Consider the following 23,209-nt stretch of genomic DNA (forward strand, 5'->3'; position numbering starts at 1 on the left):
GTGCCGTCAGGAGATGCCGTTCTCCTGCAGCCACATCTCCAGCAGGCCCAGCTGCCACAGCACGTTCGAGCGCAGCGGCGTGTGGTGCTGGTTCGGGTCGGCCAGCAGTGTCTCCACGACCTCCGAGTTGTAGAGCCCGCGCCGCACCGCCGCCGGGTCGGTCAGGGCGGCCTCGACCCGGTCCAGGGTCCCGCCCTCGAGGGTGCGGATCGCCGGGACCGGGAAGTAGCCCTTCTTCCGGTCGATCACCTCGTCCGGGACGATGCCGCGCGCCGCGCGCTTGAGCACGCCCTTGCCGCCGTCGGCGAGCTTGAGCTCCGGGGGGATGCGCCCGGCGAACTCCACGAGCTCGTGGTCCAGGAACGGCACCCGCGCCTCGAGGCCCCAGGCCATGGTCATGTTGTCCACGCGCTTCACGGGGTCGTCCACGAGCATCACCGTGGAGTCGGTGCGCAGGGCGGCGTCCACGGCCGTCTCCGCGCCGGGGCGGCCGAAGTGGCGCTCGATGAACGCGGTCGGCGCGTCGTGGGTCGCCATCCACTCGGGGGAGAGGACCTTCGCGAGCCGGGACCACGGCCGGTCGAAGAACGACTGGGAGTAGGTCTTCCGGGCGTCGTCGCGCGCGACGTCGGCCAGCGGCGGGTACCAGTGGTAGCCGCCGAGCACCTCGTCGGCGCCCTGCCCCGACTGCACCACCTTGACGTGCTTCGAGACCTCCTCGCTGAGCAGGTAGAAGGCCACGCAGTCGTGGCTGATCATGGGCTCGCTCATCGCGGCGACGGTCCGGTCGATCGCCGGGACCAGGCGGGCGTCGTCGATCGCGATCTGGTGGTGGTCGGTGCCGAAGCGGCGGGCCACGAGGGACGAGAACTCGAACTCGTCCCCGGACTCCTCGCACCGGGACTCGAAGCCGATGCTGAACGTCTGCAGGTCCTCCTGCCCGCTCTCCGCGAGCAGGGCGACGACGAGGCTCGAGTCGATGCCGCCGGAGAGCAGCACGCCCACGGGCACGTCCGCCACCATGCGCCGCTTCACCGCGGTGCGCAGCTTCTCGACGAGCCCGTCCTGCCAGTCCTGCTCGGACCAGCCCGAGCGGTCCTCGTCGCGGGTGAACTGGGGGTTCCAGTACTCGTGGTCCGAGGCCGAGCCGTCGGGCTCGACCGTGCGCACGGTGGCCGGCGGCATCTTCCGCACGCCCTTGAGGATCGTGCGCGGGGCCGGGACCACCGAGTGGAAGGTGAGGTAGTAGGACAGGGCCGTGCGGTCGATCGAGGTGTCGACGTCCCCGGCCGCCAGCAGCGCCTGCACCGTGGACGCGAACCGCAGCCGCGCCCCCGTGTGGTCGACGTAGAGCGGCTTGATGCCCAGCCGGTCGCGGGCCAGGACCGTGCGCCCGCTCGTGTGCTCGGTGATCGCGAAGGCGAACATGCCGTGGAAGTGGTAGACGCACTCCCGGCCCCAGCGGTGGTAGGCCTTCAGGGCCACCTCGGTGTCCGAGGTGGAGAAGAACTCGTAGCCCATCCCGCGCAGCTCCTCGCGCAGCTGCCGGTAGTTGTAGATCATCCCGTTGAACACGATCGACAGCCCCAGCCGGGAGTCGACCATCGGCTGCCCGCCCGAGGGGCTCAGGTCGACGATCTTCAGCCGGCAGTGGCCCATGGCCACCGGCCCCTGGGCCCAGGCGCCCTGCCCGTCCGGGCCGCGGCCGGCCTGGGCGCACGTCATGCGGTGGATCGTGCCCGGGTCCGCGGCGGCGCCGTCGAACCGGACCTCACCGGCGATGCCGCACATCAGCCCTCACCTCCGCTCCGGGGCCGGGACGGGATCGGAAGGAAAGGTCCGTGGAGGGAGAGCATCCTCCAATGCTACGGGGGCACGCCGCCGAGCGCCCTTCCGGGGACCGGAGCCCGGCGTACGGTGCCTGTATGACCACCGACACCACCGACCCCTGCCGGCTCTCCGCGCGGGAGCTCGCCGCGGCCGTCCGGGCCCGCACGGTCTCCGCGCGGGAGGTGCTCGACGCCCACTTCGCCCGGATCGACGCCGTGAATCCCGCCGTGAACGCCGTGGTCACGCAGGTCCGCGAGCAGGCGTACGCGGCCGCCGCCCGCGCCGACGAGCTCACCGCCGCCACGCCCGCCGCCGAGCTGCCGCCCCTGCACGGGGTGCCGATGACGCACAAGGACACCCACGCCACCGCCGGGATCCGCACCACGTCCGGCTCCCCGGTGTTCGCCGAGCACGTCCCGGAGCACGACGACCTGATCGTCGCCCGGTTCACGGCGGCCGGGGTGATCAGCACCGGGAAGAACAACGTGCCCGAGTTCGCCGCGGGCTCCCACAGCTTCAACGAGGTCTTCGGGACCACGCACAACCCCTGGGCGCTCGACCGCAGCGCGGGCGGGTCCAGCGGCGGGGCGGCCGCGGCGATCGCGTCCCGGATCCAACCCCTGGGCGACGGCTCCGACATGGGCGGGTCCCTGCGCAACCCGGCCGCGTTCTGCAACATCGCCGGTTTCCGGCCCTCCGCCGGGGTCGTGCCCTCGGCCCCCACCGGCAACGCCTGGGCGTGGCTGGGCCGCTCCGGCCCGCTGGCCCGCAGCGTGGACGACCTCGCCCTGGCCATGTCCGTGCTGGCCGGCCCCGACCCGCGGATCCCCCTGGACTGCCCGGCCCCGCGGACCGGGTTCCGGGCGCTCGCGGCGGAGGACCCGCCCGAGCCGGGGGCCCGCCCCCTGGCCGGCGTGCGGATCGGGCTGAGCACGGACCTCGGTCTCGGCGTCCCGGTGGAGCCGGAGATCGTCGAGGTGCTGGTCGCCCAGGCGCGGGTGTTCGAGGAGCTCGGTGCCGTGGTCGAGGAGGCCGTCCCCGACCTGCGCGACGCCGACGAGGTGTTCGACGTGACCCGGGCCTTCGACATGGCCGTCGCCCTGCGCACCGTGGTCGCGGAGCACCGCGCGCTCGTGAAGCCGGAGATCGTGTGGAACGTCGAGAAGGGCCTGGCGCTGACCGCCGAGCAGCTCATGGACGCCGCCCTGGCGCGCACGCGCCTGCACGAGGCGGTGCGCACGTTCTTCGACCGCTGGGACGTGCTGCTGACACCCACCTCCCAGGTGCTCCCGTTCCCGTCGGAGGAGCGCTGGCCCCGCACGGTCGCGGGTGTGCCGATGCAGACATATGTCGAGTGGATGCGCTCGGCGAGCCTGATCTCGGCCACCGGGTGCCCGGCCGTCTCGGTGCCGGGCGGCTTCAGCCCCGGCGGGCTGCCCGTGGGGCTGCAGCTCGTCGCCGCGCACGGGCACGACGTCGAGCTGCTCCGGACCGCCCGCTCCTACGACCACGCCACCCGGCACGCGGATGTCGCGCCGCGCCTCTGAGGTGCGGCGCGACGCCGGCACGCCGGACTGTGACCTCGGGGCGTGACGCCGGGCCGCGGCGTCGGAGCACGATGCTCCGGACGGGATGTCAGGCGGCGGCGCTCCGGGCGGGGGAGCCGGGTCGTGCCGAACGGCCGCACGTGCTCAGGCCGCCGCCTCCAGTTCGAGCAGCGCCGCCTTGACCTCCAGGCCGCCGACGTACCCGCCCAGGCCGCCGTCGCCGCGCAGCACGCGGTGGCACGGGACGACCACCGGCAGGGGGTTCGTGGCGCAGGCCGTGCCCACCGCCCGCACGGCCTGCGGGCGCCCGACCGACCGGGCGACCGCGCCGTAGCTCTCCGTGCGGCCGTAGCCGATGTCGGGCAGGTGCTCCTGGACGAGGCGCCGGAACCCGTGCGAGAGCGACCGGTCCAGCGGGAGGTCGAAGCCGGTGCGCGTCCCGGCGAAGTACTCCTCGAGCTGCCGGACGGCCGGTGCCAGGCGGACCGGGGCGTGCAGCACCCGGGGGCTGATCCGGCGGGCCAGGTCCTGCAGGACCGCATCGTGGTCCTCCCGCGCGTAGGCCACCCGCACCAGCCCTTTCTCCGTGGCGGCCAGCAGCAGCACGCCCACCGGGGTGCTGACGGTCGTGAACGCGACGTCGAGCAACCCCGCCCGGGCGGCCCCCTCCTCCAGGCGCCGGTGCAGACCGCGCAGCACGGTCTCCGGCACGGGGTCGGCGCGGAGGCTCCGCAGGGGGGAGCGCGGGGTCGAGCCGAGGGTGTTCGTGGTCATCGGTCCTCTCCTGTCCGGTCGAGCTGGGTGTGGTGCCCCGTGCGGTTCCCGGCGCGGTTTCCCGGGAGAGCCTCGGTGTGGTTCCCGGCGCGGGTTCCCGTGCCGTTCGCGGGGGCGGTCGTGATGAGGGCCTTGCGGAGGGCGGCCACGCCGTCCGAGGCGGCCCGGCGGGCGGCCTCCGGGGTGCCGCCGAGCAGCTCGGCGATCTGCCGGTAGGGCAGTCCGCCCAGATAGCGGTAGGCCACGGCGTGCCGCTGCTTGGGCGGCAGGGCGGCCACCGCCGCCCACAGCGGGGAGTCGTGCTCGTGCGGGGCGTCCCGGTGGGCCGGTGGCTCCGGGAGGGTGGCCACGGGCACCGCCGCCCGGGACCGGGCCCGGAGGACGTCGACCGCCTTGCGGTGGGCGATCGTCACCAGCCACGCCTGCACGTTCGCCGTGGCCGGCAGGTCCGGGTACGCCCGCAGCGCGGCCAGGAACGTCTCCGACCACGCGTCCTCGGCGTCCGCGAACGTGCTCAGCACTGCCCGGCAGACCCGCCACACCACGGGGCCGTGCCGGGTCACCTGCGTCTCGAAAGGCTCTTTCGTGTCCATCACCTCGTAGACGTCCGCACCGGACGGAACGTGAGATCGGCGCCGGACGGCCACTCCGCTGCGGGGACCGGCACCGTCCGGCGGCCGATCACAGGCCCGCGGGCACGTTGTACGGCGTGATGACGTCGATCATCGAGTGGTGGCGGCGTTCCTCCGGAGGGATCGCGCCGTGGGCCTCCATGACGATCCTGCAGCACCGCTGCAGGTCCTGCTCGAGGTCGTGGTGCAGCACGGCGTGGATCCGCCCGGCCCGCAGCAGCTCCACGTTCTCCGGAGCCAGGTCGTGGCCGACGACGACCCGCGGGGCGCGCCCGGCGTCGTCGAAGGCGGCCATGATCCCGCGGTTGCCGCCGCCCACGGAGTAGACGGCGTCGAGCTCCGGGTGCTCGGTCAGGGCCCTGCGGAACAAGTCCCGGGTGGTGCGGTCGAGGCCGTCGCCGCCGGGCAGGTCCAGCACCGCCCGCTCCGGGTCCAGCGCGCGCAGGGTGCTCCGGAAGCCGTTGCCCCGCTCCTCCTCGCCGTGGAACCAGTCGTTGCTCACGACCACGGCCACGGAACCGGGGCGGTCGCGCATCCACTGCTCCACCAGGTAGGCCGCGGTCGCCCCGGCCGCTCGGTTGTCGAAGCCCACGTAGGCCCGGCGGGGGCTGTCCGGCAGATCGGTCACCAGCGTGACCACCGGGATGCCGGCCGCCTCGAGCTCGGCCACCGCGGTGCTGACCACGGGTACGTCCGGGGCCTTGAGGATCACGCCCTGGGTGCCTCGGTCGGCGATGCGCCGCAGCACTTCCGCGCAGCCGTCGGGGTCCCACCGCTCCTGGAAGGAGAACCGTGCCCGGAAGACGGCCGGGCGCAGACCGGGCAGGGCTGCTTCGAGTCCCTGCCGGACGGCTGCGGTGAACCGCGTGGGGGCGTCGACGACGACGTCGACCATGAACCGCCGCCCTGTCAGCTCCAGCTGCGTGCGCTGGGCGTCCAGGTCCCGGATCGCCTGGTGCACGAGCCCGGCGGTTCCTGCCCGCACACCGGCTCGGCCGTGCAGCACGCGGTCGACCGTGGCGTCGCTGACCCCCGCCTGGCGGGCGATCTCCCGGATCGGGTAGCGGTGGGGCACTTCGGGTCTCCTGATCTCGTGCGGGAGCATTCGGGAACCGACCGGCCCGGAGCAGTCCCGAGCCGGGCCGTTCCGGAGCCTATCCCTGCCGGGCTCGCGGAGTACAGGACTGAGGGATTCCTGAGGGAAATGGGCATTGCCCGGCACCGCGGCAAGCGGAAGGCTGGCCCTGCACGAGGCCCTGCACCGAGGGCTGCCGGAGAGAGGAACTGCCATGACCCTGGACCCCGCCACCGCCCGCCGCGCGGCCCGCTGGTTCACCCCCGCCGACTGCCGGCTCGAGGACTTCCGCGAGGACGTGGAGGTCGTCACCGATCCCGCCGAGTATCCCCACGCCACCGCCGTCGAGCAGAACGTGCTGCTGTACGGGCCCGGGCTGCAGGCGGTGGTCCAGGACCCCGCGCGGCGGCGGGAGGTCCAGGCCGAGCTTGCGCACGCCCTGGAGTGCGGGCCCGGCGTGGTGGTGCTGCAGGGCGCCTTCCCGGACGGTGCCGTCGTGGACCGGGCGACCGCCGCGTTCGAGGGGCTGATCCGGGCCCAGAAGGAGGCTGGGACCGCCGCCGGGGACCACTTCGCCGCTCCCGGCGCCAACGACCGGGTGTGGGGCGCGGCCGACAAGTTCGCGCTGGCCGACCCAGAGGCCTTCGCCGACTACTACGCGAACGATCTCATCGCCCTGGTCTCCGAGGCGTGGCTGGGGGCCGGCTACCAGGTGACCTCCCAGATCAACGTGGTCAATCCGGGCGGGGCCGCCCAGACGGCGCACCGGGACTACCACCTGGGCTTCATGTCCGCAGAGCAGGCCGCCCGGTACCCCGCGCACGTGCACCTGCTCTCCCCGGCGCTGACCCTGCAGGGCGCGGTCGCCCACGGGGACATGCCGGTGGAGTCCGGACCGACCATGTTCCTCCCGCACTCGCAGAAGTACGCTCCCGGCTACCTCGCCGTCCACCAGGAGGAGTTCGTCGAGTACTTCGACCGGCACCACGTGCAGCTGCCGCTGTCCACCGGCGACGCCGTGTTCTTCAATCCCGCGCTCTTCCACGGTGCCGGGCACAACCGGTCCCGCAACATCCGCCGGATGGCCAACCTGCTCCAGATCTCCTCCGGCTTCGGGCGCGCCATGGAGACCGTGGACCGCACGGCGATGTCCACGGCCCTGTACCCCGTGCTGCTCCGGCGGCGTGCCGAGGGCGCGCCGGAGCGCTGGCTGCGCAACGTCGTCGCCGCCTCGGCCGAGGGCTACGCGTTCCCCGCGGACCTCGACCTCGACCAGCCGGTCGGCGGGCTCGCCCCCCGGACCCAGGCCGAGTTCGTGCTGCACCACCTCGAGGCCGGCACGGAGCCGGCCGAGGTCGGGGACGGCCTGCGCGCCATGGCGCGACGGCGCTCCGGCGTGCGGCAATGAGCGCGGCCGGCACCCGGCCCCTGGCTGTGCTCCTCGTCGGCGCCGGACGCATCGGCCAGGTCCACGCCGCCGCTCTCGCCGTCCATCCGGACACGGTCCTCACGCGGGTCGTCGACGTCGTGGAGGCCGCAGCCGCCGCGGTGGCCGGCCGGTACGGCGCCGCGCACGGCACGGATGCGCTCGAGGCACTGGCATCCGGGGAGATCGACGCGTGCGTGGTCTGCTCCCCGACCCCCACCCACACCGAACTCGTCGACGCGGCCCTGCGCCTGGGAATCCCGGTGCTGTGCGAGAAGCCCCTCGACCTGGACGTGCGCCGCGCGGCGGACCTTCTGCGGGAGCACCCGCCGGCCGACAGGCCTCCGGCGATGATCGGGTTCAACCGACGCTTCGACCCCCACTTCGCGGCCTGCTGGACCCGCGTGCGGGCCGGGGAGATCGGCCCGGTGGAGCAGCTGGGGATCACCAGCAGGGACCCGGCCCCGCCTCCGGCGGGCTACCTCGCCGGGTCCGGCGGGATCTTCCGCGACATGATGATCCACGACCTCGACATGGCGCGGTTCTTCGTGCCCGATATCGTGCGCGTGACGGCCTCCGGCTCCACGGTGTTCAGCCGGGAGATCGCCGAGCCGGGCGACGCCGATACCGCCGTGGCCGTCCTCGAGGGCGCCCGCGGGGAGCAGGTGGTCATCACGAACTCGCGGCACTGCTCCTACGGCTACGACCAGCGGCTGGAGGTCTCCGGGCCGCTCGGGACGCTCACCGTGGGCAATCCGCTGCCGACGACGGTGCAAGCGTCAGGGCCGGCGGGCTGCGGCCGGGCGGACCCCTGCGAGCCGTTCTTCCTGGAGCGCTACCGGGACGCCTATGCCGCGGAGCTGCACCGGTTCGTCCGGGCCGTCCGCGGGGAGGAGACCGGCTCCCCGGGCCTGGAGGACGGGCTGGCCGCGAGCGTGCTCGCCGAGGCCGCGACGCGGTCGGCGGCGGAGGGGCGGCGGGTCGAGGTGGCGGAGATCAGGACGAGGATCGGGGCGGAACCGACGGCCGCGAAAACGAGCCGGGAGGGACGACAGGCATGAGCGGACAGCTCGAGAACGCCGTGGCGCTCGTGACGGGAGGAACACGCGGTCTGGGTGCCGCCGCCCGCCGGGCGGCCCTCGAGGGAGCCGCCGGGATCGCGGTCACCGGCCGGGACGCGGACGCCGGGCGCCACACCGTGGCGCGGCTGAGGGACCTGGGCGCGGACGCCGAGTTCGTGGGCGCGGACCTGGCAGACACCGGGCAGGCCGCGTCCGTGGTGCCGCGCACGGTGGAGCGGTTCGGCAGGCTCGACGCCGTGGTCAACGCGGCCGGGCTCACCACGCGCGGGACCATGCTGGACACCACCGCGGAGCTCTTCGACCAGCACGTGGCGGTCAACCTGCGGGCGCCGTTCCTCATCATGTCCGAGGCGATCCGGCACTTCCGGAGCCGTGGTGCCCCCGGCGCGATCGTCAATGTCATCAGTCTCTCCGCCCACGGCGGCCAGCCTTACCTGGCGCCGTACGTCGCGGCGAAGGCAGGGCTGGCCGGACTCACCCGCAACGCCGCCCACGCCCACCGGTGGGACCGGATCCGGATCAACGGCGTGAACATCGGCTGGACGGCCACCGAGGGCGAGGCCTGGATCCAGCGCGAAGCCCACGGCGCCGGGGACGACTGGCAGGAGCGGGCCGCTGCGGGGCTGCCCATGGGCCGGCTCGGGGACCCGGACGAGATCGCGGAGTTCCTCGTCTACCTGCTTTCCCCGCGCAGCGGCGTGGTCACCGGGTCGGTGATCGACTGGGACCAGACCGTGGTGGGCGGCTACGACTGAGCACCATGGTGCGGCGTCACGGGTGCTCTCCGCACCGGCCGAGCCCGATCGAGCCGATCCGCGCCGCACGGCCCGGTGACCACGATGCCCGCCCCTGACCACACGGAGGCGTGGTGAGGGGCGGGCATCGTGGGCACCCGCACGCCGGGGTCCGGCGTGCGGGCAGGGCGGGGGACTACACGTCCTGGCGGGCGCGGTTGACGATCTTGGACCGGACGGTCAGCGCCAGCACGATGAACAGCAGGCCGTAGAGCACCAGCGGGATGGGCCCGGTGACGAAGACCGAGTAGTCGCCGTTGGAGGACAGCAGGCCGTCGCGCAGGTTGGTCTCGGCCAGCGGGCCCAGCACCATGCCGATCAGCAGCGGGGCCACCGGCACGCCGTGGCGGCGCATGATGAAGCCCAGCACGCCCAGCCCGAGCAGCAGCAGCAGGTCGAAGATCGCCCCGGAGGTCGCGTAGATGCCCAGGCCGCAGAAGACCGTGATCCCGGCGTAGAGGTACTGGCTGGGGATCAGCAGGAGCTTCGCCCACAGCTGGGCGAAGGGCAGGTTGATGACCAGCAGCACGACCATCGCGATGAAGAAGCTGGCCAGCAGCGCCCACACGAGCTCGGGGGCCCGGTCGAACAGCAGCGGGCCCGGCTGCAGGCCGTACTGCTGGAAGGCCGCGAGCATGATCGCCGCGGTCGCCGAGACCGGCAGGCCCAGGGCCAGCAGCGCACCCATCGCGGTGCCGGTGGTGGCGTTGCCGGCGGCCTCGGGGGCGGCCAGGCCGCGGATCGCGCCCTTGCCGAACACCGGGTTCGGGCGGCGGCGGTCGAGCCGGCGCTCGAGGTCGTAGGACATGAACGTCGGCACCTCGGCGCCACCGACCGGGATGACCCCGAAGGGCAGGCCGATCGCGGTGCCGCGCGCCCACGCCGGGGCGGCCTCCTTGAGCTCGGCGCGGGAGAGGAAGGGGCGCCCGGTGACCTTCATCTGGTGGGCGGCCGGGTCGCGGCGGATCCGGGAGGCCACGTGGAAGACCTCGCCCAGGGCCAGGATCGCCACCGAGACGGTGACCAGCGAGATGCCGTCGAACAGGTTGGCGGAGCCGTAGGTGAAGCGCTCCGAACCGGAGATCGCGTCGATGCCCACGGTGGCGATGCCCAGGCCGAGGACCAGGGAGGCCAGGCCCTTGACCGCGGAGTCGGAGACCACCGAGGACGTGGCCACGAAGGCGAACAGGGCCAGGGCGAAGTACTCGGCTGGGCCGAAGTTCGCGGAGAAGTCGGCGAGCTTGGGCGCCAGGAAGACCACGACCACGGAGGCGACCATGCCGCCGATGAACGCGCCGATGGCCGCGGTGGCCAGGGCCTGCGGGGCCCGGCCGTCCTTGGCCATCTTGTGGCCCTCGAAGGTCGAGGCGATCGCGGAGCCCTGTCCCGGGGTGTTCATCAGGATGGCCATCGTCGAGTCGCCGAACAGGCCGCCGAAGTACACGCCGGCGAACAGGATGAACGCCGCGGTGGGGTCCAGGGCGAAGGTCATGGGGAGCAGGAGGGCCACGGCCATGGAGGAGCCCAGGCCCGGCAGCACGCCCACGGCGGTGCCGAGCAGACAGCCCACCACCACCCACAGCAGGTTCATGGGGGTCAGCGCGCCGGCGAACCCGTCCATCAACAGATTGAGTGCGTCCATGTCAGAAACCGCCTCCCAGGATGCCGGACGGGAGGGTGAGCCCCAGGCCGACGGTGAATGCCAGGTAGATCGCGCTGCTCACGAGCAGGGCGAGCGAGATGTCGAACAGGGGCCGGCGGCTGCCGAAGCCCCGGGCCACGGCCCAGAACAGCAGGGCGGCGGCCAGGATCCAGCCCAGCACCTCGAGGCTCAGCGCGAACGCCAGGAACCCGCCCGCGGACCAGAGCACCGCGGACCAGTCCGAGTGGCTCCGCCAGGTGCGCGCCGAGAGCTCCTCGGGGTGCTCGGGGGTGCGCAGGTAGTGGAGGGTGAGCAGGGCGGCCAGGACGTAGCCGGCCACGGTGAGGATCAGCGGGTAGAACGTGGGGCCGGGGAAGTCGGTGCCCTCCGGGATGTCCATGGTCAGGGCGCCGATCAGCAGGTAGGTGCTGAAGGCGGCCATCACCGCGGGCACCACGAGGCCGCTGCGCCCGCTCCACCAGGAGCTCTCGGTGTCCGGCCGCTGCTCCTCCGGGGGCCGGACGTCGGTCAGGTGCTCTCCGGCGGCGCCGGTGTGCGAGGACGTGGGGGTGCTCATCAGGAGATCTCCTCTACCAGCATGGCGATGCGCTCCTGCTCCGAGGCCATGAACTCGTCGAACTCGTCGCCCGCGAGGTACACCTCGGTCCACTTGTTGCGCTCGATGGCTTCCTGCCACTCCGGGGTGGCGATGGACTCCTCGACCAGGGCCCGCAGCTCGGCGAACTCCTCGTCGGTGATCCCGGGCGGGGCCAGGATGGCCCGCCAGTTGGCCAGGTCCACGGCGTAGCCCTGCTCGGTGAGGGTCGGGATGTCGACGCCCTCGAGCCGCTCCGGGGCGGCCATGCCCAGGGCCTTCAGGCGCCCGGCCTCGATCTGGTCGGCCACGTCCATGTACCCGGAGGTGGCCGCGTCCGCGGTGCCCGTGATCAGGGCCTGGGTGGCCTCGCCGCCGCCGGACTTCGGGATGTAGGTGGTCTCGGACGGGTCGATGCCGGTCTCGAGGGCGAGCTCGGTCATGACGAGCTGGTCGAAGGTGCCGCCACCGGTCCAGGCGACCTCGGCGGGGTTCGCCCGCCAGTCCTCGACGAGCTCGTCGATCGTCTCGTAGGGGGAGTCGGCGGGGACCACGACGACGTCGTACTCCTCGACCACCCGGGCGATCGGGCGCACGTCGTCGTGCGTGACGGCCGAGTCCAGCTGCGCGACACCGGCGACCAGCCCCGCACCCGTGACCATCAGGGTGTTGGCCTGGCCCTCCATGGTGGAGAGCTGGCCGAGCCCGATGGTGCCGGCCGCACCGGGGATGTTCACCACCTGGGTGTTGTTGACCAGGCTGTTGACCCGCATGGCCTGCTGCTGCTCCCGCATGAACGTGTCCCAGCCGCCGCCGGCACCGGCCGGGGCGATCAGGGTCATGTTGGCCCGGATGTCCGAGCCGGCCGTGGCGGACTGGAACGAGAAGAAGGCGGCCAGGCCGATCACGGCGGCGGCGACGACGCCGTAGACCGTCATGGCGACCGGGTGCCGGCGTCGCGTGCCCTGCTGGGCCTGATCTGGTGGTGAACTCACGGGGATCCACTTTCCTGGGTCGGAGGGTGCGGGTGCATGGCTCGGTCCGAGCCTCTCCCGACGACGATAAGTGACCCGGGTCACGCGTCGGCCGTTGATCCACCTTTCGTGCGTACTGATCGTTGTGCTGGTTCTGCGCATTCTGCTCACACCGGAAGAGACGTCCCTCACACGTTCGGCCGTAGGGTGGACCTCGTTTTGTACGCCCCTTTCCCACCACCCGATTTCCCCACCCCACCGCGGAGGCTCCCATGACCGTCGTCGTTGCCCGAACCAGCACCCCCGAGGGCGAGGCCGCGCTCGCGGCCGCGGTCGAGGAGGCCGGACGCCGCCAGGAGGACCTGCTGGTCTTCAACCTCGAGGGCGCCCAGCTCGACCCCGAGGGGAGCGAGCTGAACGGCGTGCCCGTCACCTTCCGCACCCCCGACACCCGCAACCGGGACGCCGTGGGCGAGCTCCTCGACGCCGCGGAGCAGGTCAACGCCTCCGCCGTGGTGATCGGCGTGAAGCACCGCAGCCCCGTGGGCAAGCTGCTGCTCGGCAGCGCCGCCCAGCAGGTGCTCCTCGAGGCCAACGCCCCGGTGATCGCGGTCAAGCCCCGGCGCTCCTGAGGCATGGCCTCGACCGCTCCGGGGGCCCGGTCCGGAGCATGGCTGTGGTTCCTCGTGGCCGGGGCCCTGCTCACGCAGACCGCCCTGAACCTGGTGCGCCCGGTCACCACCTACAAACTGCTGTCCCTGGACGCCGACTCCGTGACGGTCGGCCTGGTCACGGCCGCCTACGCCGTGGTCCCGCTCGTCACGGCCATGTGGCTGGGCCGGATGACCGACCGGGTGCGGGACCTGCGGACCATGGTGGTCGTCGGCGCCCTGGTCCTGGCCCTCGGCGCGGGGGCGCTGGCCCTGGCGCCCAGCGTGGCGCTCGTCGCCGTGGCGAGCGCCCTGCTGGGCATGGGGCACCTGGTGTTCACCATCGCCGGGCAGTCGGCGGTCGCCCGCTTCTCCCCACCGGACCAGCTGGACAAGGGCTTCGGCTGGTTCACCGCCGCCTTCTCCGCCGGGCAGCTGGTGGGCCCGCTGCTGGTCGGGGTGCTCCTGGGCACGGGCAGCGACGTCGCCTCGCCCGAGCGGGTCGCCGACATCACCCTGTCCCTGTGGATCGGGGCCGGGCTCTCGGTCCTCGTGGTGCCCGTCATGCTCCTGCGCCGGCCGGCGTCCGGGGCCGCCGGGGCCCCCGCTCGGAACGACGACGGCGCTGCCGCGGCGCAGGCGGCTCCCGCCACCGGTGAGCTCGAGGTGGTCCCGGGCACGGCGCCGCGGGCATCGATGCTGCGGATCCTCGAGGTCCCCGGCATCCCGTCCCACATGCTGGCGTCCCTGGCCCTGCTCGCGATGCTCGACATCCTCACGGCCTTCCTGCCGCTGGTGGGGGAGCGGGCCGGGGTCTCCCCGGCGTGGATCGGCGTCCTGCTGGCCGTGCGCGGCGGCGCCTCGATCGTCTCGCGCGTCCTGCTGCCGTGGCTCGCGCACCGGATGTCCCGCCGGGCGCTGCTGCTGGTCAGCCTCTACGGCGCCGGCATCACCCTGGCCGTCCCGCCGGCCGTCATCACGGTGCCGTGGCTCGCCGCGGTGCTCCTGTTCGTGGGCGGCTTCTGCCTGGGCCTGGGCCAGCCGATCACCATGACCCTGGTCTCCACCGCCGTGCCCACCTCGTGGCGGGGCTCGGCGCTCGCCGTGCGGCTGGTCGGCAACCGGGCGGGGCAGGTCGCCATGCCCCTGCTGGCCGGCCTGGTGGCCGCGCCGCTCGGCCCGGCCGGGGCGATCTGGTCCACGTGCGCGGTGCTGCTGGTCAGCGGGCTGGAGAAGACCGTGCGGCGGTAGCCGGGACCGGGGGACCACTTCGACAGCCCCGGCACAGGGACGCCACAACGGCGGCACAATCCCGGCTGGTCAGCTGGAGGACGAGAAGGACCGAGAGGTCCGGGCCGGCGGGCGGGAGCTCGTCGGCACGTCCGACAGAAGGAACCCGCCGCCATGGTCAACGTCCACCACCCTGCACCCGGTGCACTGTCAGCAGAGGAGGACCCGGTCCTGCCGCTGGTCCGCAGGCGCCGGCTCGTGGGGGTCGACGCCGCCCGGGGCCTCGCCCTGGTCGGGATGATGTCGATCCACATCCTGCCCGCCTGGAACCCCGAGACCTACGGGCCCACGCTGCAGTGGGAGCTGTTCGCGGGCCGCGCCGCGGCCCTGTTCGCGCTGCTGGCCGGGGTGGGCCTGGCCTTCTCCTCCGGCGGGCGCACCCCGCACCGGGGCCGGACGATGACCGCGGACCGCGTGGGGCTGCTCGTCCGGGCCGTGCTGATCACCGGGCTGGGGCTGCTGATCAACCAGGTCATGCCGGCGGACCCGCCCGCCTACGACATCCTCGTCTACTACGGCATGTTCTTCCTGCTGGCGATCCCCTTCCTGCACCTGCCGGCGCGGACGCTGTTCGGTCTCGCCGCCGCGGCCGCCGTGGTGGGACCGGTGCTGATGCAGGCGCTCCGGGGAGCGCTGCCCGCGCTGGAGGTGTACAACCCGACCTTCGCCGACGTGCTCGCCGAGCCGGGGACCGTCCTGGCCCAGGTGCTGTTCACCGGCACCTATCCCGCGGTCCCGTACCTGGCCTACCTGCTCGCCGGGATGGCCATCGGCCGGCTGAACCTGCGGGCCGTGCGCGTCCAGGGCCGGCTGCTGGTGGCGGGGCTCGCGCTGGCCGTGGGGGCGTGGCTGGTGTACTGGGTGCTGGTCCTCCAGGCCGGGGGCTACGACCAGCTCATGAGCTCCACCCCGTGGCTGAGCGAGGACCTGATCGACGAGATCATCGTCTGGGGGCCGGACCCGGTCCTGCCCGACACCTCCTGGTGGTGGCTGCTGATCCCCGGCCCGCACACCAACACCCCGGTGGCGATCCTCCAGGACCTCGGCTCCGGCGCCGCCGTGCTGGGTCTTCTCCTCCTCGTGGCCCGGCGGGCCGGTGGCTGGCTGCTGCCGCTGAGCGCGATGGGGTCGATGACCCTGACGCTCTACTCGGCGCACCTGCTGGCCCTGGCCGCCATGCTCCACTACGAGGTTCCGCTCCTGTGGTTCCTCATCCACGTGGCGGTCGCGGCGCTGTTCGCGGCGGCCTGGCAGCGCGCCTTCGGCCGGGGCCCGCTGGAGCGGCTCCTGGCCCGGGCCGCCGGCGCCGCCCGCGGTCTGGCCCTGGGCGCCGGTCCCCGCGCGGCGGCGGGCCGGTGACGTCGTCGTCCCGCCGCGGAGACGGGCCGCGGGCTCAGGTGGTGGCCAGCTCCGCGGGCCGGGCGGGGACCTGCTGCAGCCGGGCCACGCGCTGCACGGACCAGCACAGCAGGACGACGAGCAGCACGTTGCGGGTGGTCAGCACGGCCGCCATCGCCGGGTGCGCGTGGATGAGCGGGGTGTAGAACAGCGGATAGATCACGAACGTGGTGACCGCGATGCCCATCAGCAGCGCCGCCGGCGTCCGCCACCGCTGCCAGTCGTGCACCAGCCCGGCCACGACGACGGGGGCGAGCCAGATCATGAACTGCGGGGACCCCACCTTGTTGAACACGATGAAGACCGCGGTCATCATCAGCGCCCCCTCGTAGAAGAGCTCCTCCCGCTCGGCCCCGCGCTTCAGTGCACGGACCAGCAGGACGGCTCCTGCGAGGACGGCGAGCACGAGCAGCGGCTGCATCAGGAACGCGACGATCTCGGTGCCGGGCCCGTAGACCTCGGTGGAGTTGATGGCCACGTTGTCGGCCATCCGCGATCCGGCCACGTCGAAGACGCTCGCCCACACCCACGGGGTGGAGAAGGTGGCCTCCAGCTGCATGCCGCGCTCTCCCTGGTTGACCAGGAAGTCCGCGATGTGCGGCAGGCCGCCCGTCAGGTACGTGCCCAGCACCACCACGGCGGTGACCCCCACCCCGGCGGCCACCACCTGGACGCGCTGCCGGCAGGCGATGAACAGGGCGAGCAGGACGGCGGCCGGCCACACCTTGATCCACGTGGCGACGCTCAGGAGCACGGAGCCGAGCACGGGCCGCTCGGACGCGTACAGGAGTCCGATCAGCACGATCGGGGCCGCGATGCCCTCCACCCGGGCGAAGCTCAGGTAGCCCAGGAACACGGTGAAGAACAGCCACCACCAGGCCGGGGCGATGCCCTGCCGGGCCCGCCGGCCCCGCGTGAGGCAGACCAGGGCGACGGCGTTGAGCACGGTGACGATCAGCGTCCAGACCAGCAGGTAGGGGCCGGGGCCGGCGATCCCCGCCAGGAGGATCGGGATCTGCGCCAGCACCGGGTACACCCACGGGCTGATCCCGTCCCCGGCATCGGCCGGGTCGTACCCGGCCATGGCCCACTGGCGGTACTGCTCGGTGTCGCTGAAGGCCTCGCCGTGGATGACGAAGGACATCATCCAGCCCAGGAAGTACAGGTGGACGACGGCGAAGCCCCACCACACGCCGGCCGGGCGGGCGAACCAGGCCACGGCGCGGGCGGGCAGGACGGCGTCGCGGACGCGGGTCAGCCGGTCGAAGAGGGCGGCGGAGATCTCAGGCCTCCTTCGCAGCGGACGCCGGCGCGGCGGGGGCGGGCGCCGTGGCGGGCTCCGTGGCGGGCGCGGTGGCGGGGCGCCGGGTGCCCAGCTGGTACAGGCGGCGTGCCGACCACCACAGGAGCACCACCAGCAGGGCGTTGCGCAGGGTCAGCACGAGAGCCATGGCCGGGTCGTTGTGGCTCAGCTCCCAGTAGAACATCGGGTAGACGAGGAACGTGGCCAGGGCGATGGCGATGAGCATGGCCGCCGGCACCCGCCACGCCCTCCAGTGGTGGGTCAGCCCCACGGCCACGGCCGGCGCCAGCCACACCATGAACTGCGGGGAGCCGACCTTGTTGAACACGATGAAGGCGGTGACCATGGTCAGCGACCCGGCCAGCAGCAGCTCGGTCCGGTCGGTGTCGCCGGACCGCTCGCCGTTGCGCAGGCCCCGGGCGATCAGGAGGGTCACCGCGGCGGCGGCCACCAGCAGCAGCGGCTGCATGAGCACGGCCATCGTCGCCGTGCCGGGGCCGTCGACCTGCATGGAGTTGATCTCCGTGTTCATGTACATCCGGGACCCGCCCACCCCCAGCACGGACGACCACAGCCACGGGGTGGTGAACGTGGCCTCCAGCTGCATGCCCCGGTCCCCCTGCTGGGTGAGGAAGTCGAAGAGCCTCGGCAGCGCACCCATGGCGGCGGCGACCCCGGCCGCGGCCGCGCTGACCAGCAGGCCCGCGACGACGACCGCCACCCGCCGGCGCACCACGGTGACGAGGGCGAGCACGACCGCCGCCGGCCAGACCTTCATCCAGGTGGCGACACTGAGCAGGACCGAGGCGGCCACCGGGTGCGCCACGCCGTAGACCAGGGCGACGAGCACCAGGGGGGCCGTGAGCCCGTCGACGCGGGCGAAGCCCAGCCACCCCATGAGGAAGACGAAGCCCAGCCACCACCACGCGGCGGGGACGGCGTGCCGGGCGCGTCCCCAGTCCGTCAGCTTCCCCACGGCCCAGCCGTTGAGCACGGTGATCATCAGGACCCACAGGAAGAAGAACGGCCCCGGGCCGGCCGCGCCGGCCAGCGCGACGGGCACCAGCGCCAGCACCGGATAGACCCAGGGGGTGGGCTCCCCGTTCAGGTTCTGCTCGTCGAAGCCGGCCTCGGCCCACGCACGGTAGATGTAGGTGTCGCTGAAGGCGGCGCCGGACAGGGACAGGGACAGGGCGAATCCCAGGAACACGAGGTGCACCAGGACGAAGCCGGCGAGCAGTCCCCGCGGGGATCTCGACCAGGCGTGCCACCGCGGGGTCGCGAGGCGGTTCCGGAACCGGGTGAGCATGCTGAAGGTCGTGTCCGTGGACATGGGTCAATCCTCGTCAAGGGGGTGGGGTCGCAGGACCACAGGGCCGCTGCCCCACCATGCTACGTGGCCGGGCGCGGACCGACCGGAACCGGGCGTCATGATCCGTGCGCAGCGACCCCGGGCCGGAGGGCGCGGCGGCGTCCCGGGACGCCGGGGCGATGAGGTGGCATCATGGCTGGAACACGCTCCTGGAGAGCGCTCAGCACACCTGTCCGCCCGGCAGCGACACACATAGGGGATCAGCGCACGTCATGACGGCAGGGGGTTCGCATCCGGAGGGGCCGCGGAGCCGCGGGGGCCGGGCCGTCAGCACCGTCCCCTTCCGCCAGGACACGCCCGGCGCCCACCCGGACCCGCGAGCGCACGTCGCCGTCCTGCAGGGGTTCGTCGGCTCCCTGATGATGCTCGTCGGCTCGGTCGGCACCGGGTGGATCGCCAACGGCTCGCCCATGGTCCGCCACCCCCTGGTCATCGCGCTGCGGGTCGATGGGTGGGGCGTCTACGCCTGCACCGTGCTGCTGACCGTCGGCGCCATGCTGCTGGTGCGCTCCTGGCTCCGGCTCGGGCAGCGGCTCCAGGGCGGGCCGGCGGGCGCCCAGCGCTCCGTGGTGCTGGCCGTGTGCGCCTGGTCGCTGCCGCTGTTCTTCGCCGTGCCCATCTTCTCCCGGGACGTGTACGCCTACGTCGGCCAGGGCCGTCTGATGCTGGCCGGGCAGAACCCGTACACGACCGGCATCTCCGCCCTGGAGAACTGGTTCATGCTGGGCACGGACCCGACCTGGGCCGAGGCCCGGACGCCCTACGGGCCGTACTTCCTGTGGCTGGCGCGCGCGGTCGTGGCCCTCACGGGCGCGCAGCCGGATCTCTCCGTCCTGCTCTTCCGGATCCTGGCCTGCGCCGGTGTCCTCCTCTGCGTCGTGTACGTGCCCAGGCTCGCGCGACTGCACGGGGTCGACCCGGCCCGTGCGCTGTGGATCGCGGTGGCCAACCCGCTGTTCCTCATCAGCTTCGTGGCCAGCGCGCACAACGACGCGCTGATGCTCGGACTGGCCGTGGCGGGAACGTACTTCGCGGCCACGGGCCGCCCGGTGACCGGGGTCCTCCTGGTGACCGCCTCGATCGGGATCAAGCCGATCACCATCCTCCTGTTGCCGTTCATCGGCCTCCTGTGGGCGGGGCCGAGAGCGTCCTGGCGGCGGAAGTTCGCCCTGTGGGCGGCCACGGCGGCGATCAGCTTCGGGGTGCTGCTGCTGAGCGGGCTCCCCTACCAGCTGGGCACCGGGTGGGTCTGGGCGCTGGTCGACCCCACGCCGGGGTACACCGGGTACTCGCCCTCCGGCTTCCTGGGCCAGCAGGTCCGCGACCTCGCGAACGCGGTGGGCCTGCCGGGCACGGCCATGGCCTCCGTGCTGCGCGACGTCCTGCAGTACGCCGCCATCGGCCTGGTCCTGCTCCTGATGTTCCGCGGCGACGACCACCAGGTGGTCCGCCGGCTCGGCCTGGCGTTCGCCGCCGTGGTGCTGCTCTCCCCGATCATCCAGCCCTGGTACATCCTGTGGTTCCTCCCCTTCCTCGCCGCGACCGGCATCAGGGACAACTGGCAGATCCGCTCCCTGTACATCGTGATCACCTTCTTCGTGATCTTCGGCGCCCAGGACCAGCTCTCCGTGTGGCCCTTCATCGAGCTGACGGTCGACGCCTCGACGATCGCGTTCGTCACCGCCCTGCTGTTCACCGCCTACCTGATGCTCCTGGACCCCCACACCCGGCACCTGCTCGTCCACGGCGGCCCGGCGGGCTGGCTCGGCCGCCGACGACGCCGTCGTCGTCGGAGCTGAGGCGCCCGCGGCCGTCGGTCACCGGGGCGCGGCGGGCACCGCTGCGCCGGTGCCCAGCGGGAGCCGGACGGTGAAGAGCGTGCGGCCCGGGCGGGACTCCACGTCCACCGTGCCGCCGTGCGCCTGCACCACCGAGCGGACGATGGACAGGCCCAGCCCGGTGCTGCCCTCCCGGGTCTGCCGGGAGGTGTCCAGGCGGCTGAAGCGCTCGAAGAGCCTGGCCTGGAACTCCCGCGGGATGCCCGGGCCGGCGTCGAGCACGGAGGCCTCCGCCCAGCCGTCCCGGGTGGCCCGCACGGCGGCGGTCACCGCGGTGCCGGGCGGGGTGTGCTTGCGGGCGTTGGAGAGCAGGTTGGCCAGCACCTGGTGGAGCTGGGCGACGTCCGCCCGCACGGGCACCGGCTCCGCCGGCACGTCCAGGGCCCAGTCGTGGTCGGGGCCCGCGGCCGAGGCGTCGGTGAGGGCCTCGAGCACGAGCTCGCCGAGGTCGGCGTCCCGCAGCTCCGGGGGGCGGCCCTCGTCCAGGCGGGCGAGCAGCAGCAGGTCCTCGACCAGGGCGGTCATCCGCAGCGTCTGCTGCTCCACCCGGGCCAGCGAGGCGCGGCCGGTGCCGGTCAGCGGCTCGGTGAGCTGCAGCATGTCCGTGTAGCCGCGCACGGCCGCCAGGGGGGTGCGCAGCTCGTGGGAGGCGTCGGCCACGAACTCGCGCAGCCGGGTCTCGGAGTGCTGGCGCGCGGCCAGGGCCGAGTCCACGTTCTCGAGCAGGGAGTTCAGGGCGTGGCCCACCTCCCCGACCTCCGTGCCGGGACGAGCCAGCCCGGCGGGGACGTGCTGGTCGGCCAGGGAGACCTCGCCCGAGGCCAGCGGCAGGCGGGCGACGCGGGACGCCGCCGCCGAGACCTGTTCCAGCGGCCGCAGGGCACGGCGCACGACGACGGTCCCGGCCACCGCCGTGGTCACCAGCGCGAGCAGGCTGCCCGCGGTCATGGTGGTGACGAGCTCCGCCACGGTGTCGTCGACCGACGCGGTGGGCAGCCCGGTCACCAGCACCTGGCTGCCGCTGCGCCCGTCCCGGGCGACCGACTCGACCCGGTACTCGCCCACGGACAGGTCCACGTCGGAGAGCCGCCCCTGCTCCGTGCCCGTGGAGCGCCGAGGGTCCCCGAAGCCGCGCTCGTCCGGGCTCTCGGCCGCGAAGGCGCCCGCCTCCCGCAGGGCCGCGACGTCCTCCTCGGGCAGCGGCGCGGGCTCCCCGGACTCGGTGCGGTAGGACGCCGTGACCACCTCGTCCTCCCGCAGCACGGCCACCAGGACGCCCACCGGCTGGCCGGGGGCGTCGAGGGGGTCCCGCTCCGGGGCGGGGTCCCCCCGGGTGAAGGTCAGCGCCCGCCCGGTGGCCTGGCGCAGCGATCCGTCGAGCCGCTCGACGAGGTCCTGGCGGGTGAGCTCCACGATCGTGGCGCCCAGCACGAGGAGGACCACCGCCAGGAGGACGAGCACGCCGGCGATGAGCCGGGTGGCCAGGCGCAGGCGGCGCGCGGGGAGCGGGCCGTGCGGCATCAGGACGCGGGCTTGATGACGTACCCGGCGCCGCGCACGGTGTGGATCATGGGGGCGCGGCCGGCGTCGATCCGCTTGCGGAGGTAGGAGATGTAGAGCTCCACGATGTTGGCCTGGCCCGAGAAGTCGTAGTGCCACACGTTGTCCAGGATCTGGGCCTTGGACAGGACCCGGCGCGGGTTCTCCATCAGGTAGCGCAGCAGCTCGAACTGCGTGGTGGTCAGCTCGACCGGCTCCCCGGCGCGGGTGACCTCGCGGCTGTCGATGTTGAGCACCAGGTCCCCGACCACCAGGGTGGCGCTGTCCTGCGCGGCGACCCCGGAGCGCTGCACGAGCCGGTGCAGCCGGATGAGCACCTCCTCGATCGAGAACGGCTTGGTCACGTAGTCGTCCCCGCCGGAGGCGAGCCCCTCGATCCGGTCCTGGACCGTGTCCTTGGCCGTGAGGAACAGCACCGGCACCTCGGGATAGGACTGGCGGATCCGGGCCAGGACCTCCAGCCCGTCCAGGCCGGGCAGCATCCGGTCCAGGACCAGCACGTCGGGGGCGAAGTCCCGCGCCTGCTGGACGGCGTCGAACCCCTCGTGGGAGATCCGGGCGTCCCACCCGCACATGCCCGTGCCCATGGCCACGAGATCGGCCAGCGCCGGCTCGTCGTCCACCACCAGCACCCGGATCGGCGAGCCGTCAGGGTGGGTCAGGCGAGGCAGGACCTCGGTGAGGACGGAGAAGCTGGAGGAGTAGGACATGGGAGCTCCCGGTGCCGGGCGGACGTGACACTGCCACTGTTGCGCACCAGATTAGGCGCACGTCCTGTGGAAGCTGTGCGCAGCCTGTGCCGTGCCGCCGGGATTCTCAGACAGGCCGGGGCGGTCGGCACAGCTCCGGCACAGACTCCGGATGGACAGTGGAACCACTCGAGCCAGCCACCCACCGGACACCCAGGAGCGGACATGCGCACCATCACCATCACCGACGCCGTCGAGGCCGCCGCCCGCGCCCAGTACGAGCGGGCCGCCCACCCCGGAGCACCCCGGTGGGAGGACTGCGCCGAGTCCGACCGCGCCGTCTACCGCCACGCGGTGCGGCCCCACGTCGAAGCGGCCGCCCCGTTCATCGCCGCGCGGTCTCTGCAGGACGCGGCCACCGCCTTCGCCACCACCCGCCCCAGCGAGTCCGCCCGGCGCAGCCTCGAGTACCCGGTGGTGGAGCTGCGGGCCATGGCCTACCGGCACACGGCGGCCCAGCGCCCCGTCGGGGTGCCGTCGTCGTCGGCCCCGGTCGCGGCCCCGGTCACCGCTCCCGCTGCGGCGCCGCGCCGGGTGCGCGCCGTCCTCGGCGCACTCCGGTCGTCGAGGCGCCCCGAGGCCGTGTAGACCTCGGGAGGTCCTGCGGCCCGTCGCCCGCCGGACCGGTCGCGTGGCCCGCGTCACAGCAGAAGCACAGCATTCCGAAAAGCCCACCAC

20 protein-coding genes are annotated in these 23,209 nt (G+C 73.4%); 9 read left to right on the forward strand and 11 right to left on the reverse strand.

Features of this window, described 5'->3' with window-relative positions; genetic code table 11:
- Window positions 1-6: 6 nt before the first annotated feature.
- Window positions 7-1,791: an N-acetylglutaminylglutamine amidotransferase gene (locus ACZ2G1_RS12540; RefSeq protein WP_470376893.1), complete on the reverse strand. Its 1,785-nt coding sequence runs from the start codon at window positions 1,789-1,791 to the stop codon at window positions 7-9.
- Window positions 1,792-1,925: 134 nt separating this feature from the next.
- On the opposite strand from ACZ2G1_RS12540, the gene ACZ2G1_RS12545 reads away from it, so the two are divergent.
- Window positions 1,926-3,377, forward strand: a complete 1,452-nt coding sequence (locus ACZ2G1_RS12545; RefSeq protein WP_470376894.1) for an amidase — start codon at window positions 1,926-1,928, stop codon at window positions 3,375-3,377.
- 144 nt (window positions 3,378-3,521) lie between these two features.
- On the opposite strand, the gene ACZ2G1_RS12550 is transcribed toward ACZ2G1_RS12545, so the two are convergent.
- The 3 genes from ACZ2G1_RS12550 to ACZ2G1_RS12560 form a co-directional block, all read right to left on the reverse strand.
- Window positions 3,522-4,151, reverse strand: coding sequence for a methylated-DNA--[protein]-cysteine S-methyltransferase (locus ACZ2G1_RS12550; RefSeq protein WP_470376895.1), 630 nt, complete (start codon window positions 4,149-4,151; stop codon window positions 3,522-3,524).
- The gene (locus ACZ2G1_RS12555) at window positions 4,148-4,744 is read right to left on the reverse strand and encodes an RNA polymerase sigma factor (protein WP_017831792.1); all 597 of its coding nucleotides are present in this window, start codon (window positions 4,742-4,744) and stop codon (window positions 4,148-4,150) included. Before ACZ2G1_RS12555 ends, ACZ2G1_RS12550 begins: the two co-directional genes overlap by 4 nt.
- A gap of 88 nt (window positions 4,745-4,832) precedes the next feature.
- Window positions 4,833-5,858, reverse strand: a complete 1,026-nt coding sequence (locus ACZ2G1_RS12560) for a LacI family DNA-binding transcriptional regulator (protein WP_470376896.1) — start codon at window positions 5,856-5,858, stop codon at window positions 4,833-4,835.
- Window positions 5,859-6,072: 214 nt separating this feature from the next.
- Here ACZ2G1_RS12560 and ACZ2G1_RS12565 point away from each other — a divergent pair, with 214 nt between their 5' ends.
- The 3 genes from ACZ2G1_RS12565 to ACZ2G1_RS12575 are packed head-to-tail and all read left to right on the forward strand — an operon-like array spanning window position 6,073 to window position 9,121.
- Window positions 6,073-7,266 (forward strand): phytanoyl-CoA dioxygenase family protein, encoded by a 1,194-nt coding sequence (locus ACZ2G1_RS12565; RefSeq protein WP_017831794.1) that lies wholly within the window; start codon window positions 6,073-6,075, stop codon window positions 7,264-7,266.
- Window positions 7,263-8,345: a Gfo/Idh/MocA family protein gene (locus ACZ2G1_RS12570; RefSeq protein WP_043738247.1), complete on the forward strand. Its 1,083-nt coding sequence runs from the start codon at window positions 7,263-7,265 to the stop codon at window positions 8,343-8,345. The genes ACZ2G1_RS12565 and ACZ2G1_RS12570 overlap by 4 nt, the downstream gene beginning before the upstream one ends.
- Window positions 8,342-9,121 carry an SDR family oxidoreductase gene (locus tag ACZ2G1_RS12575; protein WP_470376897.1) on the forward strand — a complete coding sequence of 260 codons (780 nt, stop codon included), beginning with the start codon at window positions 8,342-8,344 and terminating at the stop codon, window positions 9,119-9,121. Before ACZ2G1_RS12570 ends, ACZ2G1_RS12575 begins: the two co-directional genes overlap by 4 nt.
- A gap of 175 nt (window positions 9,122-9,296) precedes the next feature.
- Here ACZ2G1_RS12575 and ACZ2G1_RS12580 read toward each other — a convergent pair whose 3' ends face one another.
- From ACZ2G1_RS12580 to ACZ2G1_RS12590, 3 genes are read right to left on the reverse strand one after another with little or no spacing between them, the layout of a single operon-like run.
- Entirely contained in the window at window positions 9,297-10,802 is a 1,506-nt protein-coding gene (locus ACZ2G1_RS12580) for a tripartite tricarboxylate transporter permease (protein ID WP_031282151.1), read from the reverse strand.
- Window position 10,803: 1 nt separating this feature from the next.
- Window positions 10,804-11,379 carry a tripartite tricarboxylate transporter TctB family protein gene (locus ACZ2G1_RS12585; RefSeq protein WP_017831798.1) on the reverse strand — a complete coding sequence of 192 codons (576 nt, stop codon included), beginning with the start codon at window positions 11,377-11,379 and terminating at the stop codon, window positions 10,804-10,806.
- Entirely contained in the window at window positions 11,379-12,335 is a 957-nt protein-coding gene (locus ACZ2G1_RS12590; RefSeq protein ID WP_290467939.1) for a tripartite tricarboxylate transporter substrate binding protein, read from the reverse strand. Before ACZ2G1_RS12590 ends, ACZ2G1_RS12585 begins: the two co-directional genes overlap by 1 nt.
- Before the next feature lie 308 nt (window positions 12,336-12,643).
- Here ACZ2G1_RS12590 and ACZ2G1_RS12595 point away from each other — a divergent pair, with 308 nt between their 5' ends.
- The 3 genes from ACZ2G1_RS12595 to ACZ2G1_RS12605 all read left to right on the forward strand — a co-directional run bounded on the left by ACZ2G1_RS12595 (window position 12,644) and on the right by ACZ2G1_RS12605 (window position 15,670).
- Window positions 12,644-13,003 (forward strand): universal stress protein, encoded by a 360-nt coding sequence (locus ACZ2G1_RS12595; RefSeq protein ID WP_017831800.1) that lies wholly within the window; start codon window positions 12,644-12,646, stop codon window positions 13,001-13,003.
- A gap of 3 nt (window positions 13,004-13,006) precedes the next feature.
- Entirely contained in the window at window positions 13,007-14,272 is a 1,266-nt protein-coding gene (locus ACZ2G1_RS12600) for an MFS transporter (RefSeq protein ID WP_229587417.1), read from the forward strand.
- Window positions 14,273-14,425: 153 nt separating this feature from the next.
- Window positions 14,426-15,670 (forward strand): heparan-alpha-glucosaminide N-acetyltransferase domain-containing protein, encoded by a 1,245-nt coding sequence (locus tag ACZ2G1_RS12605; RefSeq protein ID WP_470376898.1) that lies wholly within the window; start codon window positions 14,426-14,428, stop codon window positions 15,668-15,670.
- A 34-nt stretch (window positions 15,671-15,704) separates the two neighbouring features.
- Here ACZ2G1_RS12605 and ACZ2G1_RS12610 read toward each other — a convergent pair whose 3' ends face one another.
- Both ACZ2G1_RS12610 and ACZ2G1_RS12615 read right to left on the reverse strand, forming a co-directional pair.
- On the reverse strand, window positions 15,705-16,928 hold the full coding sequence (locus ACZ2G1_RS12610) for a glycosyltransferase 87 family protein (protein WP_470376899.1): 1,224 nt from the start codon (window positions 16,926-16,928) through the stop codon (window positions 15,705-15,707).
- Window positions 16,929-16,992: 64 nt separating this feature from the next.
- On the reverse strand, window positions 16,993-18,345 hold the full coding sequence (locus ACZ2G1_RS12615) for a glycosyltransferase 87 family protein (protein WP_470376900.1): 1,353 nt from the start codon (window positions 18,343-18,345) through the stop codon (window positions 16,993-16,995).
- Window positions 18,346-18,596: 251 nt separating this feature from the next.
- Here ACZ2G1_RS12615 and mptB point away from each other — a divergent pair, with 251 nt between their 5' ends.
- Entirely contained in the window at window positions 18,597-20,183 is a 1,587-nt protein-coding gene (mptB, locus tag ACZ2G1_RS12620; protein WP_470376901.1) for a polyprenol phosphomannose-dependent alpha 1,6 mannosyltransferase MptB, read from the forward strand.
- A gap of 18 nt (window positions 20,184-20,201) precedes the next feature.
- Here mptB and ACZ2G1_RS12625 read toward each other — a convergent pair whose 3' ends face one another.
- The gene (locus ACZ2G1_RS12625) at window positions 20,202-21,743 is read right to left on the reverse strand and encodes a sensor histidine kinase (protein WP_017831806.1); all 1,542 of its coding nucleotides are present in this window, start codon (window positions 21,741-21,743) and stop codon (window positions 20,202-20,204) included.
- A complete protein-coding gene (locus ACZ2G1_RS12630; protein ID WP_095649964.1) occupies window positions 21,743-22,492 on the reverse strand; it encodes a response regulator transcription factor in 750 nt (249 codons plus the stop codon). The genes ACZ2G1_RS12625 and ACZ2G1_RS12630 overlap by 1 nt, the downstream gene beginning before the upstream one ends.
- A 204-nt stretch (window positions 22,493-22,696) precedes the next feature.
- Here ACZ2G1_RS12630 and ACZ2G1_RS12635 point away from each other — a divergent pair, with 204 nt between their 5' ends.
- Window positions 22,697-23,119: a hypothetical protein gene (locus ACZ2G1_RS12635; protein ID WP_095649963.1), complete on the forward strand. Its 423-nt coding sequence runs from the start codon at window positions 22,697-22,699 to the stop codon at window positions 23,117-23,119.
- Window positions 23,120-23,209: the final 90 nt, after the last annotated feature.

It is taken from the genome of Kocuria sp. KKT182 (assembly GCF_055635395.1).

What these genes read in the sequence shown, in the direction of transcription:
- ACZ2G1_RS12540 (WP_470376893.1), bottom strand. Translation starts at nt 1,791, where the DNA reads ATGTGCGGCATCGCCGGTGAGGTCCGGTTCGACGGCGCCGCCGCGGAC.
- ACZ2G1_RS12545 (WP_470376894.1), top strand. Translation starts at nt 1,926, where the DNA reads ATGACCACCGACACCACCGACCCCTGCCGGCTCTCCGCGCGGGAGCTC.
- ACZ2G1_RS12550 (WP_470376895.1), bottom strand. Translation starts at nt 4,151, where the DNA reads ATGACCACGAACACCCTCGGCTCGACCCCGCGCTCCCCCCTGCGGAGC.
- ACZ2G1_RS12555 (WP_017831792.1), bottom strand. Translation starts at nt 4,744, where the DNA reads ATGGACACGAAAGAGCCTTTCGAGACGCAGGTGACCCGGCACGGCCCC.
- ACZ2G1_RS12565 (WP_017831794.1), top strand. Translation starts at nt 6,073, where the DNA reads ATGACCCTGGACCCCGCCACCGCCCGCCGCGCGGCCCGCTGGTTCACC.
- ACZ2G1_RS12570 (WP_043738247.1), top strand. Translation starts at nt 7,263, where the DNA reads ATGAGCGCGGCCGGCACCCGGCCCCTGGCTGTGCTCCTCGTCGGCGCC.
- ACZ2G1_RS12575 (WP_470376897.1), top strand. Translation starts at nt 8,342, where the DNA reads ATGAGCGGACAGCTCGAGAACGCCGTGGCGCTCGTGACGGGAGGAACA.
- ACZ2G1_RS12580 (WP_031282151.1), bottom strand. Translation starts at nt 10,802, where the DNA reads ATGGACGCACTCAATCTGTTGATGGACGGGTTCGCCGGCGCGCTGACC.
- ACZ2G1_RS12585 (WP_017831798.1), bottom strand. Translation starts at nt 11,379, where the DNA reads ATGAGCACCCCCACGTCCTCGCACACCGGCGCCGCCGGAGAGCACCTG.
- ACZ2G1_RS12590 (WP_290467939.1), bottom strand. Translation starts at nt 12,335, where the DNA reads ATGACGGTCTACGGCGTCGTCGCCGCCGCCGTGATCGGCCTGGCCGCC.
- ACZ2G1_RS12595 (WP_017831800.1), top strand. Translation starts at nt 12,644, where the DNA reads ATGACCGTCGTCGTTGCCCGAACCAGCACCCCCGAGGGCGAGGCCGCG.
- ACZ2G1_RS12600 (WP_229587417.1), top strand. Translation starts at nt 13,007, where the DNA reads ATGGCCTCGACCGCTCCGGGGGCCCGGTCCGGAGCATGGCTGTGGTTC.
- ACZ2G1_RS12605 (WP_470376898.1), top strand. Translation starts at nt 14,426, where the DNA reads ATGGTCAACGTCCACCACCCTGCACCCGGTGCACTGTCAGCAGAGGAG.
- ACZ2G1_RS12615 (WP_470376900.1), bottom strand. Translation starts at nt 18,345, where the DNA reads ATGTCCACGGACACGACCTTCAGCATGCTCACCCGGTTCCGGAACCGC.
- mptB (WP_470376901.1), top strand. Translation starts at nt 18,597, where the DNA reads ATGACGGCAGGGGGTTCGCATCCGGAGGGGCCGCGGAGCCGCGGGGGC.
- ACZ2G1_RS12625 (WP_017831806.1), bottom strand. Translation starts at nt 21,743, where the DNA reads ATGCCGCACGGCCCGCTCCCCGCGCGCCGCCTGCGCCTGGCCACCCGG.
- ACZ2G1_RS12630 (WP_095649964.1), bottom strand. Translation starts at nt 22,492, where the DNA reads ATGTCCTACTCCTCCAGCTTCTCCGTCCTCACCGAGGTCCTGCCTCGC.
- ACZ2G1_RS12635 (WP_095649963.1), top strand. Translation starts at nt 22,697, where the DNA reads ATGCGCACCATCACCATCACCGACGCCGTCGAGGCCGCCGCCCGCGCC.